This is a genomic window from Arachidicoccus rhizosphaerae (assembly GCF_900107765.1).
Classification (GTDB): domain Bacteria; phylum Bacteroidota; class Bacteroidia; order Chitinophagales; family Chitinophagaceae; genus Arachidicoccus; species Arachidicoccus rhizosphaerae.
Genome location: NZ_FNQY01000003.1, coordinates 223,394 through 241,731, shown reverse-complemented (window position 1 = coordinate 241,731; position 18,338 = coordinate 223,394). Strand labels below are relative to the sequence as shown.

The 18,338-nt window shown below is 45.2% G+C and carries 18 protein-coding genes; 8 read left to right on the top strand and 10 right to left on the bottom strand.

Going from position 1 to position 18,338, the window contains the following annotated elements; translation table 11 throughout:
- Positions 1–147: 147 nt before the first annotated feature.
- Positions 148–2,082, bottom strand: coding sequence for a threonine--tRNA ligase (thrS, locus tag BLU80_RS04565; protein WP_091394296.1), 1,935 nt, complete (start codon positions 2,080–2,082; stop codon positions 148–150).
- A gap of 160 nt (positions 2,083–2,242) precedes the next feature.
- Entirely contained in the window at positions 2,243–2,863 is a 621-nt protein-coding gene (locus BLU80_RS04560; RefSeq protein WP_091394100.1) for a DUF3347 domain-containing protein, read from the bottom strand.
- 404 nt (positions 2,864–3,267) lie between these two features.
- Here BLU80_RS04560 and BLU80_RS19380 point away from each other — a divergent pair, with 404 nt between their 5' ends.
- Together BLU80_RS19380 and BLU80_RS04550 are read left to right on the top strand one after the other, a co-directional pair.
- Entirely contained in the window at positions 3,268–3,774 is a 507-nt protein-coding gene (locus tag BLU80_RS19380; protein ID WP_139188085.1) for a CD225/dispanin family protein, read from the top strand.
- A gap of 7 nt (positions 3,775–3,781) precedes the next feature.
- Positions 3,782–4,147, top strand: coding sequence for a DUF2752 domain-containing protein (locus tag BLU80_RS04550; RefSeq protein WP_170831137.1), 366 nt, complete (start codon positions 3,782–3,784; stop codon positions 4,145–4,147).
- 22 nt (positions 4,148–4,169) lie between these two features.
- On the opposite strand, the gene BLU80_RS04545 is transcribed toward BLU80_RS04550, so the two are convergent.
- Positions 4,170–4,730: an STM3941 family protein gene (locus BLU80_RS04545; protein ID WP_091394092.1), complete on the bottom strand. Its 561-nt coding sequence runs from the start codon at positions 4,728–4,730 to the stop codon at positions 4,170–4,172.
- A gap of 264 nt (positions 4,731–4,994) precedes the next feature.
- Between BLU80_RS04545 and BLU80_RS04540 the strand changes: the two genes are divergently transcribed.
- Both BLU80_RS04540 and BLU80_RS04535 read left to right on the top strand, forming a co-directional pair.
- Complete coding sequence (locus BLU80_RS04540; protein WP_091394088.1) at positions 4,995–5,438, top strand: MarR family winged helix-turn-helix transcriptional regulator; 444 nt, start codon at positions 4,995–4,997, stop codon at positions 5,436–5,438.
- A 34-nt stretch (positions 5,439–5,472) separates the two neighbouring features.
- Complete coding sequence (locus BLU80_RS04535; RefSeq protein WP_091394085.1) at positions 5,473–6,705, top strand: MFS transporter; 1,233 nt, start codon at positions 5,473–5,475, stop codon at positions 6,703–6,705.
- Between the two features lie 35 nt (positions 6,706–6,740).
- Here the strand turns inward: BLU80_RS04535 and BLU80_RS04530 are convergent, their stop codons facing one another.
- Positions 6,741–7,601: a Rossmann-like and DUF2520 domain-containing protein gene (locus BLU80_RS04530; RefSeq protein WP_091394081.1), complete on the bottom strand. Its 861-nt coding sequence runs from the start codon at positions 7,599–7,601 to the stop codon at positions 6,741–6,743.
- A gap of 65 nt (positions 7,602–7,666) precedes the next feature.
- On the bottom strand, positions 7,667–8,014 hold the full coding sequence (locus tag BLU80_RS04525; RefSeq protein WP_091394077.1) for a winged helix-turn-helix transcriptional regulator: 348 nt from the start codon (positions 8,012–8,014) through the stop codon (positions 7,667–7,669).
- Positions 8,015–8,108: 94 nt separating this feature from the next.
- Here BLU80_RS04525 and BLU80_RS04520 point away from each other — a divergent pair, with 94 nt between their 5' ends.
- Positions 8,109–8,480: a DoxX family protein gene (locus BLU80_RS04520; RefSeq protein WP_091394073.1), complete on the top strand. Its 372-nt coding sequence runs from the start codon at positions 8,109–8,111 to the stop codon at positions 8,478–8,480.
- Positions 8,481–8,512: 32 nt separating this feature from the next.
- Here the strand turns inward: BLU80_RS04520 and BLU80_RS04515 are convergent, their stop codons facing one another.
- From BLU80_RS04515 to BLU80_RS04500, 4 genes are all read right to left on the bottom strand, one after another.
- Complete coding sequence (locus BLU80_RS04515) at positions 8,513–9,229, bottom strand: LytR/AlgR family response regulator transcription factor (RefSeq protein WP_091394070.1); 717 nt, start codon at positions 9,227–9,229, stop codon at positions 8,513–8,515.
- 81 nt (positions 9,230–9,310) lie between these two features.
- Positions 9,311–10,396: a sensor histidine kinase gene (locus BLU80_RS04510; protein WP_091394067.1), complete on the bottom strand. Its 1,086-nt coding sequence runs from the start codon at positions 10,394–10,396 to the stop codon at positions 9,311–9,313.
- A 39-nt stretch (positions 10,397–10,435) separates the two neighbouring features.
- Positions 10,436–11,254, bottom strand: a complete 819-nt coding sequence (gene panB, locus BLU80_RS04505; RefSeq protein ID WP_091394063.1) for a 3-methyl-2-oxobutanoate hydroxymethyltransferase — start codon at positions 11,252–11,254, stop codon at positions 10,436–10,438.
- Between the two features lie 62 nt (positions 11,255–11,316).
- Positions 11,317–14,031, bottom strand: coding sequence for an FtsK/SpoIIIE family DNA translocase (locus BLU80_RS04500; RefSeq protein ID WP_091394060.1), 2,715 nt, complete (start codon positions 14,029–14,031; stop codon positions 11,317–11,319).
- A 165-nt stretch (positions 14,032–14,196) separates the two neighbouring features.
- On the opposite strand from BLU80_RS04500, the gene BLU80_RS04495 reads away from it, so the two are divergent.
- The 3 genes from BLU80_RS04495 to BLU80_RS04485 all read left to right on the top strand — a co-directional run bounded on the left by BLU80_RS04495 (position 14,197) and on the right by BLU80_RS04485 (position 17,820).
- Complete coding sequence (locus BLU80_RS04495; RefSeq protein WP_091394058.1) at positions 14,197–14,736, top strand: acyl-CoA thioesterase; 540 nt, start codon at positions 14,197–14,199, stop codon at positions 14,734–14,736.
- Positions 14,737–14,820: 84 nt separating this feature from the next.
- Entirely contained in the window at positions 14,821–15,681 is an 861-nt protein-coding gene (locus BLU80_RS04490) for a DUF6089 family protein (protein WP_091394054.1), read from the top strand.
- Positions 15,682–15,957: 276 nt separating this feature from the next.
- Positions 15,958–17,820, top strand: coding sequence for a UbiD family decarboxylase (locus tag BLU80_RS04485; RefSeq protein WP_091394051.1), 1,863 nt, complete (start codon positions 15,958–15,960; stop codon positions 17,818–17,820).
- 8 nt (positions 17,821–17,828) lie between these two features.
- On the opposite strand, the gene bcp is transcribed toward BLU80_RS04485, so the two are convergent.
- Positions 17,829–18,308 (bottom strand): thioredoxin-dependent thiol peroxidase, encoded by a 480-nt coding sequence (gene bcp, locus BLU80_RS04480; protein ID WP_170831136.1) that lies wholly within the window; start codon positions 18,306–18,308, stop codon positions 17,829–17,831.
- Between the last annotated feature and the right edge of the window lie 30 nt (positions 18,309–18,338).

Genomic DNA, 18,338 nt, shown 5'->3' with positions numbered 1-18,338 from the left:
ACCGGGCGGCTCTTTTAATGCGGCCTCGTCTGGCCATGAAAAAACGCCAGGGCTGCTAAGGCATCTTAGCCAGCCCTGACGTCTTTACTATTATTTGCGAAAAAAAACAGCGCAAAATTAACCGGTAATCTTACCTGAAGTTAAATTTTAGCTAGTCTTTTCTTTTACTTCTTTTTCAATGAGTTGTATGAAATCGGAAACCTGCATGGCACCTAACTCTCCTGCGGATTGTTTACGTACGCTCACTGTTTTTGCCTCTACATCCTTTTCGCCGACGATCAGCATATAAGGGATCTTGGCCAGTTCTGTGTCGCGGATCTTACGACCCACTTTTTCGCTACGCTCATCAATCAAAACGCGGACATCTGCTGCCTTTAAAGTCTTTTCCACCTCCTTGGCGTAGTCATTGTATTTATCAGAGACAGGCAGAATTTTCACCTGTGTCGGCACCAACCATAAAGGCAGTTTTCCGGCGCAGTTTTCCAGTAAAACGGCAACGAATCTTTCCATGGAGCCAAAGGGTGCTCTATGAATCATTACCGGTCTTTTGCGGGTATTATCGCTGTCAATATACTCCAGCTCAAAACGTTCCGGCAGGTTATAGTCTACCTGTATGGTACCCAGCTGCCAGGATCTCCCCAGGGCGTCCTTTACCATAAAATCCAGCTTGGGGCCATAGAAAGCCGCTTCGCCATATTCGACAATGGTAGGAAGACCTTTCTCCGCTGCAGCCTCCTTAATGGCTTCTTCAGCGATGTCCCAGTTGGATTCGCTACCAATATATTTGCTGCGGTCGTTCTGATCACGCAATGAGACCTGCGCCGTATATTCATTAAATCCAAGGGATTTAAATACATATAGGACCAGATCAATCACTTTTTTAAACTCATCTTTAACCTGATCCGGGCGGCAGAACAGATGGGCGTCGTCCTGGGTAAAGCCGCGCACCCTGGTCAGGCCATGCAGCTCCCCTGCCTGTTCGTAGCGGTAAACGGTCCCGAATTCTGCAAAACGCACCGGCAGGTCTTTATACGACTTCGGAGACGTTTTATAAATTTCACAGTGGTGCGGGCAGTTCATCGGTTTTAACAGGAACTCCTCACCCTCATGTGGGGTTTTAATGGGCTGAAAACTGTCTTTACCGTATTTTTCGTAATGACCGGATGTCTTATACAGATTGATATTACCAATATGTGGGGTGATAACCGGTAAATAGCCGCTCTCAATCTGCGCTTTTTGTAAAAATTGCTGCAGTCTTTCCCTGAGCATGGCACCATTGGGTAGCCACAGCGGCAGCCCCGCTCCCACTTTTTCTGAGAAGGCAAAGAGTTCCAGCTCCTTACCGAGTTTACGATGATCCCGTTTTTTGGCTTCTTCCAGAAAGGTCAGGTAATCATCCAGGTCCTTTTTAGCCGGAAAAGTAACCCCATAAATACGGGTCAGCATTTTATTTTTTTCATCTCCTCTCCAGTAGGCACCAGCAATATTGGTCAGTTTAATCGCCTTGATATACCCAGTATTAGGGATATGCGGTCCCCGGCACAGATCGGTAAATTCTCCCTGGGTATAGAAAGTAATTTGCCCATCTTCAAGGCCGTCTATGAGTTCCAGTTTATAAGGATCCTGTTTTTCAGTGAAATAGGCAATGGCGTCAGCCTTAGATACCTCTTTGCGGCTGAAGCGTTCTTTATTAGCCGCATGCTCTTTCATTTTCTTTTCAATGAGCGCTAGGTCTTCGTCGGTGATTTTCTGCTCACCCAGGTCAATGTCATAGTAAAAGCCTTTTTCAATGGGTGGTCCGATGGCAAATTTAGTGTCAGGATAGATTTCCTGCAGCGCTTCAGCCATCAGGTGGGCGGAGGAATGCCAGAAGGTGGATTTACCCCCTTTATCGTCCCAGGTCAGAAATTTAATATGGGCGTCCTGGTTAATGGCTCCGAAGGCATCTACCACTTTACCGTCCAGCTCAACAGCCAGTACCTTACGCATCAGCCCTTCGCTGATGGATTTTGCAATATCTAGTCCTGAGATACCGGCCTCATATTCACGGACCGCTCCGTCAGGAAAAGTAATATGAATCATAATATTTATTAATATATTATACATTCCTGGCTATTGCCAGGAATTGTTTGATGGAAAAAGTGCTCAAAAATACAACTATGCCTTCAAAATCCCTCAATGCGCAAGCCCTAAAATTAAATTGGCTGCCTTCGGGATATCCTGAAATTCCTGCGAGAAACATTTAAGAATGTACAAAAGCAATAGAATCTTCTACGGAGCCGCAGCCAATCATGCCGCTATGATAAGTAGGATCCTTGGTGCCAAAATAAGGGTTTACGATTTTGGTGGAATCACTTAACCAAAACCCTTCTTCATCGCCGTTAAAAGCCATGGGGCATTTAATATGATAAATAATTTTTTTATCATATTGCACTGTTCTAAGCAAGTTGTATAAGGCTTCCGTCGCTGTATAGAAATCCCTGCGTTGTCCGGTGATGGCTGTATCCTTGGTGATAGCCAGACAGGCGTCCTGAATGTTTTGTCCGAAGTCTTTGGCTGTCTGAATCAAGATGGAGTCGGCTTTAACCTCGGTAAAAGGGATTTGCGCCGTTTGTTGGCTAAGTCTACCGGCCAGCAGACTGATGGAATCCAAAGGGGCCCAGCGGACCAGTCCGTCATGCAAGGCATTGTAGATGGCTAAGGTGCCGTCCAGGCTTTGATTGAGTTTGTCTGTATTTTTACTGATTTTAAGGGGAACTTCTTTTTGATTTTGAACATCTTTCTTGCCGGATTTGGCAAAAAATAACCAGGCGGCAATACAAACGACGAGCGCCAAAATAATAAATACACCTTTTTTAAGCATGATTTTTATATAAATAATGGTTTAATTGGTTGTTACCGGGCGCCAATCTATCCTGCGCCGCCACACAAAAGTAAGGCAATTTTCAGGGATATACTAACTCCGTTCGGCTCCGAACTGGTAAGAAACTGATAAGAAAATAACAGGCATGGCTAAGTAAACCCTGATCGGGTTTTTGAAAATTAATAAGAAAGGCAAAGCCTGCTCTCAGCAAAATAAGAAGCTTGGGCTTCGCTGCGTCAAGGTATTCCATTTTAAGACTTGAAAGTCGTGTTTTTGACCGCAAGTGCTTACAATTCAAAAAAATATAAATGTTAGCACTGAATTAACTTATCTTTGTTTTAGTGGTCGGAGCATCCCGACCGGCGAGCGTTACGTCAAGTTTAAAATGAAAAACTAAAAACTGAATGCAAAAATATTATTACACCAATGGTATAACGACTTTCGGGCCCTTTACGCTGGAGGAACTGATTAAAGAAAATATAAGCAGAGAGACAAAGGTCTGGTTCCAGGAGTTGCCCGAATGGCAGCCTGCCGGAACGGTGGCTGAGCTGAGCATCTTATTTAAAGATACGCCTCCTCCTTATACCTATTCTGCCAGTCCAAGGCCTGCGGCGGAGCAGCCGCCGCTACAACAAGGTGTCCCGCCGGCCCAGGGGCAGACTCCGCCCAAGACCTGGCTGGTGGAATCCATTTTAGTGACACTTATTTGCTGCCTGCCCTTTGGTATTGCCGGCATTGTGAACGCTGCCAAAGTGGAATCCAGATTTTATGCCGGTGATTATGATGGCGCTTTTAAAGCATCCGAAGAGGCCAAAAAATGGACGAATATTGGCTTTTGGCTAGGTATTGTATCCGGAATTATATATGGTTGTTTTATGTTTTTCAGCTTAAGTAAAAACCTTGGTCGTTAAATCTTACTTGAAATGGACGGCGGGTGCGCTGTTGCTGGTACTGCTGGGCTGGGTGTATAAAAGCTATAACCCGCTGGATTACGCCTGGTTCCCAAAATGTCCCTTCAGGACATTAACCGGGCTGCTTTGCCCTGGCTGCGGCGCACAAAGAGCTGTCCATGACCTGCTAAATCTGGACATACTCAGCGCACTAAAAGAAAACGCCCTTTTAGTGCTGGCCTTTCCTTATTTGCTGGTGGCCCTTGTTTTTAAACTGGCATCCCCCCTCTCAGGCTCCATGCTAAAATGGCGTAAAATGCTTTTTGGTGCGGGCGCCATTAAATTTATATTAGTGCTGGTCATGGCTTTTTGGATCGGCCGGAATGTATTATAGCGGGCTGCCCCCGGAGCAGCACTCAGCGGCTGGTTAAATGTGTCTCACTACGCTTATTCAACTGCATTTCAATGGCTTTTTTATGTAATTCCATTTCTCCTTTTAAATAATGGATGTCAATGACTATGGGTGTCTTATGTAGTTTCTGACGTATTTTCAACGACCACCGCACCGGAAGGCTGGTGGCCTTGTTGATGATTTCCTCTGGATGTTTTACAAATAAAAGCAGATATCGGTATTTTCCGGATATATTTATTTCGGGTCGTATCATCTCTGACCATGCAATCTCCAAAGGCCCCCAGACTGAAGTATGAATGGTTATCCCGAATGGATCCAAAACAACGGCCGGTGTCTTTTTGGTTAACAAAATGACATAGTAGAGAACTAATCCCAGCATTAATAACTGGAATATGGTGAAATACAGAAGCGTTTTACCGGTTATGGATGCTGGCGTACGCCCTAAAATTTCCGGATAAAAGAGCATGAGGACCATTAATAGCGATAAAACAGGCGCTATTATTACCAGTAAGATCATACCCGTTTTTTTAAAAGGGATATCATAGCTGTCCGTTCCAGTTAGCATATGGTAGTTGTTTTTAGATGTAATAAGAATTAAAGATACTCTTTTTCAGCTACTTTAATTGTTATGAAGCAATGAGATTAGCTATTTTGCCTCCCTGCGATTTGGACGTTTTTTACTTAAAATGGAAATTGTCGGACCTATTGATCAGTGCATCTGATAAAATAAATTTGGGTGATTTGAAAATACTAAAGTAACTTTACAAAGTTAATTTATAAACTTTGTTTAGTAGTTTACGTTTTATTCGCCTGTAAAACCTGCAAGATTATGGATCCAGCCATTCAAATTAATGAGCATGATTTTAAGCTTTCCGTGGGACTGTATAATGTCCTGGGGAAAATCCTGAGAAAACTCAGAAAACAGGCAGGTAAGCAGCCTTTTTCTACGACTGAGCAGGCTATAATGGCACTGCTTGACAGCAATGGTAAAATGCTGCCTTCTGAACTGGCCGATGCGCATTTTATTTCTGCACAGGCCATTTCCCAGATTATTAACAGGTTGTATGAACAGGGTGCTGTCCACAAACATCCCGATCCGGAAGATAAAAGAAAGGTCTACTTATCGCTGACCAGTAACGGGCAGCAGCAACTGCTGGCCATTCGCGTTTCAAGGAGTAAATGGCTGTCCGGGGCTGTCAGTGAACAGCTCAGCCAAAAGGAAAAAGATACCTTAATCAAAGCTGTTGAGATACTGGGCCGTCTGGCCAGTTAACCCTGTGCAGCGTGGTGCTGATTTAAATTATTTTATGCAAGTTTTTCGTTCTCTTTCATCCAGAAATTTCAGGTTTTTTGTGAGTGGGCAGTCTGTATCCATGCTTGGGACATGGATGCAAAAAGTAGCGGTGAGCTGGATTGTATATCAACTGACGCATTCTGCCTTTTACCTGGGGCTGACTATGTTTGCCAATCTGATTCCGTCACTTTTTTTATCCCCTTACGCCGGCAGTTATACCGACCGGCATAACCGCTATAATATCCTATTGATTACACAGATATTACTGATGGTTCAGGCCGGATTATTTACGCTGGTTATTTTTTTAAAAATAGACAGTATAGCCATTATTCTGGCCTTGAGTTTAATGCAAGGGTTAATTAATGCTTTTGATACCACGGCCAGACAATCCTTACTGATCAATATGATTGATAATAAGGAGGACCTCCCCAATGCGATTGCCATTAATTCCTCTATGGCCAACCTGACCAGGATTCTGGGTCCTGCCCTAGGTGGCATATTGCTAAGCACGCTGGGAGAGACTTCCTGTTTTCTGATTAATTTTGTGAGTTACTTTTTTGTGATTTATTCTTTATTAAAAATGAAACTGAACCTGCCCGCCTCCAAAAAGCAGGAAGTCAGGATATGGCAAACGCTAAAAGAAGGCCTTATCTATTTAAAACAGTCGCCTGATTTATCTTCTTTAATTGTACTGATGGCGGGCTACAGTTTATTTGTAATTCCCTTCAGCACGTTATTGCCCGTATTTGCCAAAGACGTTTTTCACGGGGACGCCGGGACCTTCAGTTGGTTTGAAAGTGCTGCCGGCGTGGGCGCCTTACTGGGGACGGTGTATTTTGCCGGTATTAAGCCAGGCAGAAATATTATCCAGATAGTGGTATTTGCCAGTCTTATTTTTTCTATCGGTGTATTGCTGCTTTCGGTAAGCTTTGATCTGGTATTAGCCCTGTTTTTTACCTTGGTAACAGGTATGGGCATGATGACACAGACGGCTGCCATCAACACCTATTTACAGACCCATGTAAGTGATGAAATGCGGGGGCGCGTCATCAGTTATTTTATTATGGGGTATCAGGGGATTATCCCGGTAGGCAGCCTGTTGATTGGTATCTTATCCTCCAGTTGCGGAGCTAAGGTTGCGGTCGCCGTAGCGGGTGCCGCAGGTGTTATTAGTACCCTGGTTTTTGTTTATTTTAAATACAAAAACGGCCCCAGAAAGAAAATTACCTTTTTTCCCAGTCATTAATGTTTAGAATAATGGCCGCTTGATGTAGTCCTCAGCTACTTAGTTGGCTGTTTAAAAAGCGGACTTTCCATGATCCTTTGTGTCATATATTGATAGACGGCTGCGGCCTCCGGATCATTGACCAACAAAGCAGCGTGTTGCTCAGTCGTTGGAATATCCTGCCTGATGGCAGGGCCGGTTTGTAGTGTAGCCGGATGCAGGCCTTCTCTGCCAAGCCGGTTGGCGGTTTCTTCAATGACCGGTAAGACACTGGTGAAATCCAGTCCCTGGCGGGTACAGAAATCTTCAGCCAGGGTATACAGATAATTCGGGAAATTGCTGCAGAAAACAGCTGCAATATGCAACTGCATCCTTTGGTGGTCATCCGCCCACCTATAATCCAGTGCTGCTTTCCATGCAAAGTTTTCCAGTATTGCTTTACTGTTCCGGTTATTACTATCCAGATAAAAAGGAATCCGAGCAATAACAGAAGTCTCCTTTCTCAGACTCTGTAAAGGGTATAAAACGCCATAGTTTTCAAAATACCCCTTAAAAATATCTATAGAAACGCCGCCGGCCGTATGCACAATCATCGAAGCTGCCGGAATATGAATCTTAGGCAACAGGCCCTTAATTTCCCGGTCCGTAATAGACACAATATACAGATCAGCCTTTTGAGTTAATTGGTCCGCAGAAAGAATATAAGGGCAATTTAATTTTTCTGCAAGGACGCTTGTTGATTTTTCTGACCGGCCCAGCAGCTGCGTAATCTCTACTCCCCGGCCCTGCTCATTGAATAATCGTCCCAGGTTGGTGGCCACGCCTCCGGCACCAATCAGGGTTATTTTAATTGGCAGGACAGATGGATCCAAGGGATTTTGGGCCTGTTTATCGGCTTGGTTATCTGGATGATTCATTGAATGGATGTTAAAATTGTTTGTAGATCAGATCTTTAATCGGTAAAACAGGTTTTTAAATTTAATTAATGCGTTTCTCCCCAATGATCCATTAACTGTATAATCGACTCAAGCGATGATCCCAGTTCGCTGAGCGAATATTCTACTTTCGGGGGCACTTGCTGATAGACGGTTCTTGTGACCAGGCCGTCATTTTCCAGTTCCTTTAATTTTGCAATCAGCATTCTTTCAGAAATACCATGCAGTCTTTTTCTCAACTCATGATAGCGGAGTATCTTTTCCTTCAGTAGGAATGCCAGAATATTGATTTTCCAATGACCTCCTATTAAACAAAGCGTCCGGGTAATCCCGCAGTTCTCTTTCCAGTAATTTTCATTAAGGGAGCTGGTGGAGTTTTCTTTTCTTTTCACCATACTTACTTTTTTGTCAGTATCCTACAATTTAGTAGGTTCTTTTAATTCTGCAAGTTAATAAAGAATTTTGCAGCATTCATCAAAATAATGAAAAATGGAAAAAGTATTATCCGCCATTTATTGGAGCAGCTACGGCTATGTTTTGTATGTTTTTGGCTACGCTTCCCTTTTCAAGGTCTTTCAGAAGACCTCTATGATGCAGGGGATGGAAAAACTGGGTTTCAATAAGAGCTGGACCATTGGTATCGGCATCGCAGAATTACTGGGAGTGCTTTTACTGGTTACGGGACTATTTGTACCCTTTTATAAAAACCTGGCTTTAATATTACTGCTACCTTTTGCCATTGGCGCTTTTACGGCCCATATGGCGCATAAGGAGTATCACCATTTTTACAATGCGCTATTGATGTGTATACTCTGCGTGCTGTTATTATTGCTGGATCAGGATTTCAGGGTCGTGCTTTAAATGACAAACACATCAATAGGTCCTTTGATCACTTATCCCCCGCTCTCCTCCATGAGTTTATTGAGTGTGTCCTGTACCTGTTTCTGATAGGTAATGGAGACCGGTATGGTTTTGTCTGCGATGGTGATCGTGTTTTTATTCCAGCTGGTCACCTTTTCAATGCCGACAATATAAGAGCGGTGTACCCGCATAAAGCGCTCTGGAGGTAATTTTTCTGTGACGACCTTCATGCTCATATGTACCAGGTAAGGCTTGGGTTTCACATTGATTTTAATATAGTCATCCAAAGCCTCAATATAATCTATGTCTTTATAGCTGATTTTAAGCCATTGGTAGTTGTATTTGACCAGTAAAAAACCTTCTTCGACTTCTTTGGCCTGCCTGAATCCGATAAGTTCTCTGGCTCTTTGAACGGCCGCCTCGAACCTGCTGAACTCATAGGGCTTGACCAGATAATCGACAGCGTTCAGGTTAAATCCTTCCACCGCATAATGACTGTACGCGGTGGTGAAGATGACTTCAGGTTTTAAAGAGAGTTCTTTGTAAAAAGTAACCCCGTTGACATCCGGCATCTGGATATCCAAAAAGAGTAAATCAATCGTATTGTTTTCCATATATTCCTTTGCTTCCATGGCATCGGAAAATGTGGCATCGATCTGCAGCCAGTCTAACTTTTGTGCATATTGTTCAATTAACTGTAAGGCTAATGGCTCATCATCGATGGCAATGGCGTGTATAATTATACTCATTGTTTTTCTGTTATATATTGTCAGGGTTTGCCAACAATTCAATCTGTCAAGTGAGCACTAAGGTAAGCATTAAGGATAAAATTAAGCCTTATTACCGGTTTTACCTTCCTGAGGAGCAATATCCAGTTCCAGATATACCTGATATTTGTGGTCTGCGGTCTGGATCTGCAGCTGATAGTTCTTTTTATACAACAAGTCAAGCCTTCTGCGGACATTGACAATCCCTGTCCCTGTCCCTTCCGGTGTATTGACTTTGGGCAGCAAATCATTGATGCAGGTGAAAATCAGTTTGTTATTTCTGACCCGGATGCCGACTTCGATCTGGGTGTGTTGCCTGGCGCTTACTCCGAACTTGAAGGCATTCTCAATAAAGGGGATCAGCAGCAAAGGGGCTATTCTTACCTGCTGGCTGACCGTATCAACTTTAAAAACGATCTGGACCTTTTCTGTGGATCTGATCCGTTGAAGTTCCAGGTAATTATTGATGAAATTGACCTCATTTTGCAGGGGAACATATTCACTTTGTGATTCTTCCAGGGTATAGCGCATGATACCGGATAACTTCATCACCGCGTCGGAGGCTTTCTCATCGCCGCTGACCGTTAACGCATAGATCGAGTTTAAGGTATTGAACAGGAAATGCGGGTTGACCTGAGAGCGCAAAAGAGACAACTCGGTCTGTAGCTGCTGTTTGGAGACTTCTTCTTTTATCTTTTCTGCATAAAACCACCGGGCGATCAGCTTGGATACGCTGCTGAAAGTAAAGGCCAGCAGGAATAGAACGATGGGGCCGAGTCGAAAAAAATAAAACCAGCGCCATTCCCTGCGTCTGCCCCTTCTGCGGGCAAAACCCTCTATGGTCTCGGCCGCATTATACCACAGCACGTAATAGATGGTTAGATAAAGCAAAAAAGCCCCTAAAATGCATAATGAATAAATTAAGGCTTTCCTTTTTCCTAAGAGCCTGGGTATCAGAATGCCGGAGTTGACATAAAAGAAGGCAGCCAGGTACAGTATGGAAAATATATAAAGCTCAATGAACCGGCTGCTCTGAAAAGCAGACTTATCCCTGTCAAAAGGAAAGAATAAAAAGGGCAGCATTAAAAAGCAGGCCCAGAAGACCAGGGTAAAGACGGACTGTAATATTTTGTTTTTTCCGGTTTCCATAAAATTTAAAATATATGGATGGTTGGTCTTGCCTGAGGTTTAATAGGACTCTTGCTCACTGGGGAAACTGCCGGATTTAATATCCTGAATATAGTTTTGTATGGCACCCGTCACCTGGGACTGTAAATCCAGATATTTACGAACGAATCTGGGGTGAAAGTCCTGATTGATGCCCAGCAGGTCATGCATAACGAGGACCTGTCCGTCGCAACCGTTGCCGGCTCCTATTCCGATGGTCGGGATACTAAGTGAACCGGATACTTCCCGGGCTAAATCGGAAGGTATTTTCTCCAGCACCGTGCCAAAAGCACCGGCTTCCTGCAGGGCCAGGGCGTCTGTTTTTAATTTTTCTGCCTCGGCGTCCTGTTTGGCTCTTACCGTATAAGTGCCAAACTTATAGATACTCTGCGGAGTGAGGCCCAGGTGTCCCATGACCGGGATGCCTGCGCCGATTATTTTTTTAACGGCCTCCACGATCTCTACCCCGCCCTCCAGTTTGAGCGCATGGGCACCGGATTCTTTCATCATCCGAACCGCAGAGGCAAGGGCCAGTTCCGGGTTGGACTGATAAGAGCCAAAGGGTAAATCCACCACCACCAGGGCACGTTTTACAGCTCTCACCACGCTGGACGCATGGTAAATCATCTGATCCAGCGTAATAGGTAGCGTGGTCTCATGACCGGCCATGACGTTACTGGCGCTATCCCCCACCAGGATAACCTCCATGCCTGCCTCATCAAAAAGGCGGGCAAAGGAATAGTCATAGGCGGTAATCATGGATATTTTTTCACCAGCCGCTTTTAGCTTCTGAAGCGTATGGGTGGTGACTCTTTTTATTTCCTGGGTGGCTGCTGACATAAGTATTATAAATAAATGAATTGAATAGTAAAAGCGAGGACCGAAAATATTCAAGGTAGGCATTAAGGCATGTTATCCAATAAAACCTGCAATTCTGCGTCGGTTTTAATCAGGACATCTCTGGCTTTTGACCCCTGGTTGGCTCCTACAACGCCGGCCATTTCCAGCTGATCCATCAATCGCCCGGCGCGGTTATAACCCAGTTTCATTCTTCTTTGAATCAAAGAGGTGCTGCCGACCTGGTTTTGCACAATCAACCGCGCGGCGTCCTCAAATAATGGATCTCTGTCTTCCAGATCAGAGCCACCAGATGACCCCATTTCTTTCTCATCAATATATTCCGGTAGTAAGAAAGCCTCGGGATAACCCTGCTGTTCTCCGATAAAATCACAGATCTGGTCTACCTCCGGAGTATCGACGAAGGCGCATTGCAGTCGGGTAATCTCACCGTTATAACTGATCAGCATATCGCCTTTTCCGATTAACTGTTCCGCTCCGCCGGCATCCAGGATGGTTCGGCTATCGATTTTGGAGGAGACTTTAAAGGCGATACGGGCCGGGAAGTTGGCTTTAATGGTACCGGTAATAATATTAACAGAAGGACGCTGGGTGGCGATGATCAGGTGAATCCCTACGGCCCTTGCCAACTGGGCCAGACGGGCAATCGGCATTTCTACTTCCTTGCCGGCCGTCATAATCAAATCCGCAAACTCATCAATAACCAGTACAATAAAAGGCAGGAACTGATGGCCTTTTTGCGGGTTCAGTCTTCTTTTAATAAATTTCTCATTGTATTCCTTGATGTTTCTGCATCCGGCTTCCTTTAACAGGTCATAGCGGTTGTCCATTTCAATACAAAGCGCATTGAGCGTGGTCACTACTTTTTTAGTATCCGTAATGATGGCCTCTTCTTCCCCGGGAAGTTTGGCTAGAAAATGATGTTCAATGGTACGGTAAATACTGAGCTCTACTTTCTTTGGATCCACCAGGACAAATTTAAGCTGGGAGGGATGCTTTTTATATAGCAGCGATACCAGCAGGGCATTTACCCCGACGGATTTACCCTGACCAGTTGCTCCCGCCATTAACAGGTGCGGCATACTGGCCAGATCCACAATAAAGTTCTCATTATTGATCTTTTTCCCTATGGCAATAGGAAGGGAAAATTTATTGTTTTGGAATTTCTCGGAAGAAATCAGGCCGCGCATGCTGACAATGGTCTTATTGATATTAGGGACTTCAATACCAATCGTTCCCCTGCCGGGAATGGGCGCAATGATACGGATACCGAGTGCTGCCAGACTTAGTGCGATGTCGTCTTCCAGATTTTTGATTCTGGAGATACGCACACCCGGTGCAGGTACAATCTCATAAAGGGTTACCGTAGGCCCCACGGTAGCTGAGATACGCTGGATATGGATGTCATAGTTTTTAAGCGTGGTAATAATCTGGTTCTTGTTTTGTTCCAGTTCTTCGGGATCATGCACGGCTTTCTCTGACCCGTGCATTTCCAGCATATCGATATTGGGATATTTATAATTACTCAGATCCAGCGTAGGTTCATAATCTCCCTGTGCGACTACTTTTGCGGCCGGATTTTCCTCGCCCACTATAATTTCTGAGGGAACATCATCCACCTCTTCACTAATCTCCAGCTTAAAGTCTTCCGGACTCGCGTTCTTACTGACTTTAGCCGGTGTGTTATTAGTCGGCATGGTGGTGGCAGCACGGGACGGCTTATTGTCTAAGGCTATGCTTCCATCGGAGGACAGCTCTTCGGCATGCTGACCGGCCAATTGTTCATTCACGCTGAGCGGCAGGGTGCCTGAAGAGGCCTGCCCGGCTGCTTTTTCAGAGAGGGAAAGACCTAATGACGCGTCTTCGCTGCCCTGGTCCGGCATCGTGACCGTGACGCTGCCGCTACCATTTTTCAGTCGGTTGCCTGCCTGGTTAGCGGCCCCCGGTTGTTGAATATAGAGGCTTCCTTCCTCCTCATTGTCCAAATCCGGTGCAGTGTCCGTTTCATTGTCATGGATATACTGGCTATCTGATTTTTTACCTTTTTTGCGTTTACCACTGCCGTTGAGTTCCGGTTCAGCATCTTCTTGTTGCATATCTGTTGCTCTGAAATCAGCCACACGCTTTTTAAAGCTGGCGATACTGAATTTAGGATCAAAGCGCCAGATGATATAAAAGAGTACGGCCAGCAGTAAGATACAAAAAGTGCCGAGCGAACCAATCCATTTAATGAGCCACTCGCTGATGAGTTCACCCGTGCCGCCGCCCCAGGCAAAGCCAGTGTGCAGCAGCTGACTGTTCAGGTAGGCAAATGCCACACTTAGAATCAGGATGCCTGCAATCACATATTTAATGTTGCGTTTCAGGCTGAAAATCTTCTTGCCGCTCATCAGGTTCACGCCCAATACAAAAAAGGTCGTACAGATTAAAAATGAAGCGAGGCCAAATCCGTTATATATCAGGTTGTGAGAGGTATAGGCCCCTAAAACGCCGAATAGATTGGATACTTTTACGTCATCGGTGCTGAATATCTTTATGCCGAAATTGACCACCTTATCCTGGTCTTCTTTCCAGCTAAACAGATAGGACGCAAAGGATATAAAAAGGAAAAATCCGATCAACAGCAGGGTCGCTCCTACTATTTTATAGGTTCTTTCATCTTTTACGAATTCTGAAACAGTCACCTGCACCTCAGGCTCTTCTTTGAGCTGCTGGGTGGCACGGGCCTGTTTTGGGGATGTTTTTAATTTATTAGCCATAGATCATAACAAATACTCAATAATGCGGCAAATTACCGAATTTGACCCGAATTTGAACCCTTGTGGACAACCTTTGCCCTAATTAAGTGGTTTTCGGGGGCAAAACAGCTTCTTTGAGGGTAAATCAAGTAATCAAAAACTTATATTTGCACGAAAATCAATGTTATGGAGGCAAAAAAAGCGGCTGACTCGCTGGTGGTCATGAATGAACTGGTCCTGCCCAATGATACGAATACCTTTGGTAATCTGATGGGGGGACGCCTGATGTACTGGATGGATATCGGAGCCGCTATGGCTGCAGGAAAACATTGCAATAAACCCTGTATGACGGCCAGCGTGGATAATATCAGCTTTAAAAACCCCATCAAGCTGGGTAATATTGTGCATATCGAAGTGAAGCTAACCAGGGCCTTTACGACCTCTATGGAAGTGCGCATCCGGGTCTGGGGAGAGGATCCTTTGCATCAGCACCGCTATGAGAGTAATGAAGCGTATTTTACCTTTGTGGCCCTGGATAAAGATAACCGTCCAAGCCCGGTTCCGGAACTGATTGCCGAGACAGAGGAAGAAAAAAGCCAATATAAGGCTGCCCTCAGAAGAAGGCAGTTAAGGCTGATCCTGGGTGGTAAAATGGCTCCTGATGACGCGACAGAGCTTAAAGCGCTTTTTGTGCCTGCTGCCGGTGCCACTGAATCCAAGACTTAGGCTATGGATAAATTGCTGCTTATCATAATATAAATAGCCCTTAAGCGTTATAGAAAAGTAATCCGTCGCGACAAAAGGCTGTTTATGTTTAAATTTTATAATAGATTGAGTCAGTTAAACAGAGTTCAAAATAGGGTCAACTTCGGTGGGCAGGGTAAAAAAAGCAGAATGTATTGCGGTCCTGGTCAATTATTCAGACGGCTGGCATGGCTGCTCCCCTTGTCAATCCTACTCTTTGCCGGTCATATTAACGCGCAGTCCTCCACTGCCCAAAAGCTGGGCTTTGAGATCAGCGGCGGGGCCATGCGTTACGGCGGGTCACTGCCCACCGTGGATACGAAAGCGGCCGTTTCTCTGGGACTGCATTATGAATTGACGGATAAAATTCATATTCAGCTTGTTTTTACGGCCTCCGAAGCCAAAGGCGGTGATTCCTCCCTGGTAAATAGTGCTCACTTAGGCAATGATAACCACAGCGATCATTATTATTTTGCGAGTAATATCAATGAATTTACCCTCACCGGTTCCTATGATTTCTTCAATTTAAATGAAGGGTACCGTTTTACGCCTTTTGTCATGGCGGGTGGTGGCTTTTATAATTTTAAACCTTATCAGGTCGTAGAATACACAAATGCGAAAGGAGCCCTCAGAAAGGAAAACAGGGCCATGACCCAGGTGGAACCTTTTAGCAACTGGCAGGTGAATGTGCCTCTGGGGGTGGGTATCAAATGGGGACTTTCTGCTAACACACAGCTGAAACTGGAAGGTAAATACCGGGTGCTTTTTAATGGTTACCTGGATAATTATATAGCCGACGGCTCCAATGATCATTATTATTCCATCTCGCTGGGTTTTATATTCCGGCTGGGCAAGAGAAGCGGCGGATATAGCAGGCCTGCGGGAAGAGCCGGCAGAAAGGATTGCAATTGTCCGCCGGTATATTAATATGGATCATCCCCCGCTCTTCTTCTGATCCAAATAATCCGGGTCATATAGTGCCCCTGAACACTGGTGCCGCTTGCTCGCAACCGTGCCTCTTCCCGCTTGCCGCCATCTGCCACAGGGCCTGTGTATTATTATATCATTATTTGCCCATTCAAAATGCCCGGCTAAAGGGCTTTTCGCATTTTAACCTGCTTATATTGCAGGTCCACTGAATTTAGGGTAAATTTGCCAGGGTTAGAAGCAATTGAATTATTAAGCATTTATAACTTATAGACGATGTCATATAAGAGTTTACAGCAAGCAGTTGAAGACCTGGAAAACACGGGCAGACTTATCCGGATTAAAGAAGAAGTGGATCCTTATCTGGAGATGGCTTCCATTCAGCTGAGGGCTTATAAAGAAGGCGCCCCTGCGATCCTGTTTGAAAAAGTCAAGGGGTCTAAATTTAAGGCGCTGGCAAATCTTTATGGCACGATGGAGCGTTGTAAATACCTATTCAGAGATACCCTGCCCAAGGTGCAGCACTTAATGGAACTCAGGGGCAATCCTATGGCGGCCTTTAAAAAACCTGTCGCAGGGGTTAAATCGGGCGTGGCGGCGCTGACGGCCCTCCCCCTGAAGGTAAATGCAAAGGCCTCGGACTACTTTGAAGAGGTGCAGATTGCTGATTTGCCGCAAATTCAGCACTGGCCTTTGGATGGCGGCGCTTTTATTACATTGCCACAGGTGTTCTCTGAAAATCCCGATCAGCCGGGCGTGATGCAGGGCAATGTAGGGATGTACCGCATTCAGCTCTCCGGGGGGCAGTATGAGCCAAACCGGGAGATCGGGTTGCATTATCAGATCCACCGCGGTATTGGTATTCATCAGTCGCTGGCAAAAGCCAGCAATAAACCCTTAAAAGTAAGTGTTTTCGTAGGCGGACCGCCCGCACATACGGTGGCTGCCGTTATGCCGCTACCCGAAGGGATCAGCGAGCTTACTTTTGCCGGTCTGTTGGCCGGTCGCAGGTTTCGGTATTTCTATGAGGACGGTTATGTTATTTCTAAAGAGGCCGACTTTGTCATTACCGGAGAAATTGCCAGTGATCAGTTGAAGCCGGAAGGACCTTTTGGCGATCATTTGGGTTATTATAGCCTCTCCCACCCTTTCCCCTATTTAAAAGTACATAAAGTCTTCGCCAAAAAAGATGGCATCTGGCCCTTTACCGTCGTTGGGCGACCGCCCCAGGAGGATACCAGTTTTGGGGATCTTATTCATGAAATGACCTCGGGAGCCATCAGTCAGGAGATACCTGGTGTTAAGGCGGTGAATGCGGTGGATGAGGCAGGCGTCCATCCTTTATTACTGGCCATCGGCTCTGAACGCTATACGCCTTATCAGGCAGTTGCAGAGCCTCAGGAACTGTTGACCCAGGCTAACCGGATTTTAGGAACAGGGCAGTTAAGCCTGGCCAAGTACCTCTGGATAACAGATGACCCTTCGGGTAAATTATCCGTCAGAGATATCCCTGGATTTTTTAAACATATACTGGAAAGAATCGATTTAAAAAGAGATTTGCATTTTCAGACCTGTACGACTATAGATACACTGGATTACAGCGGCACGGCGCTCAATAAAGGCAGTAAGCTGATCCTTGCCGCCTCGGGAGCTCCCATACGGGCACTGTCAGACAGGGTTGCAGGGCCTTTAAAAAACGCCCTGGAAGACCCTATATTACTGCAAGACTTTCCGGTACATCTGGTTATGCCGGGTGTGATTGGCATTACCATGCCTGCCGCTAAGGACGAGGCCCAGGCCAATCATAATTTACAACAGCTGCAAGGTATTTTAGCAGATCATAAAAAGGAATTACAGGGATTGCCACTCATTGTGCTTACAGAAGACAGCCATTACCTGGCAGAAAATCTTTCCAATTTTTTATGGATTAGTTTTACCAGAAGCAATCCTGCAGCGGATATTTACGGGGTGGAGTCCTTTACCCATCAAAAGCATTGGGGGACGGATACCGCCATTATTTTGGACGCCAGGGTAAAACCGCACCATGCACCTGCCTTAACAGTAAACCCTGCAACAGAAGCCAGGGTGGACCAGCTGTTACAGGGTTATAAAAAGTATTTTCCGACAACGGTAAAATAGGGGTTTGATCAGGATTCCAGAGCTGCCCAGGTGTCCAGTACTTGTTGGGCCTGGTCTTTGGTGTCGGGCTTGGTGATGATCGCCTTTATGATGCCTTTTTCATCTATTAGAAAGGTCGTTCTATGGATGCCTAAAAAAGAACGCCCCATGAATTTTTTAGGGCCGAATACCCCATACGCTTCTAAAATGACTTTGTCTTCATCCGCAATAAGCGGAAATGGCAGATCAAATTTTTCTTCAAATTTTTTGTGACTCTTTACGCTGTCACCGCTGACGCCGATTACCTGATAACCCTGCCCGGTTAAATCATCATAATTATCTCTGAGATTACATGCCTGCGCGGTGCAACCCGGTGTATTGTCTTTTGGATAAAAGTATAAGACCACTTTTTGCCCTTTAAAATCAGACAGGGAAATGACATCACCGTTCTGATCTACACCTTTGAAGGCAGGGGCTTTATCGCCTGCTTTTAATGAAATTTCGCTCATATATTTGTTGTATTTATTGAATGCCTGTTC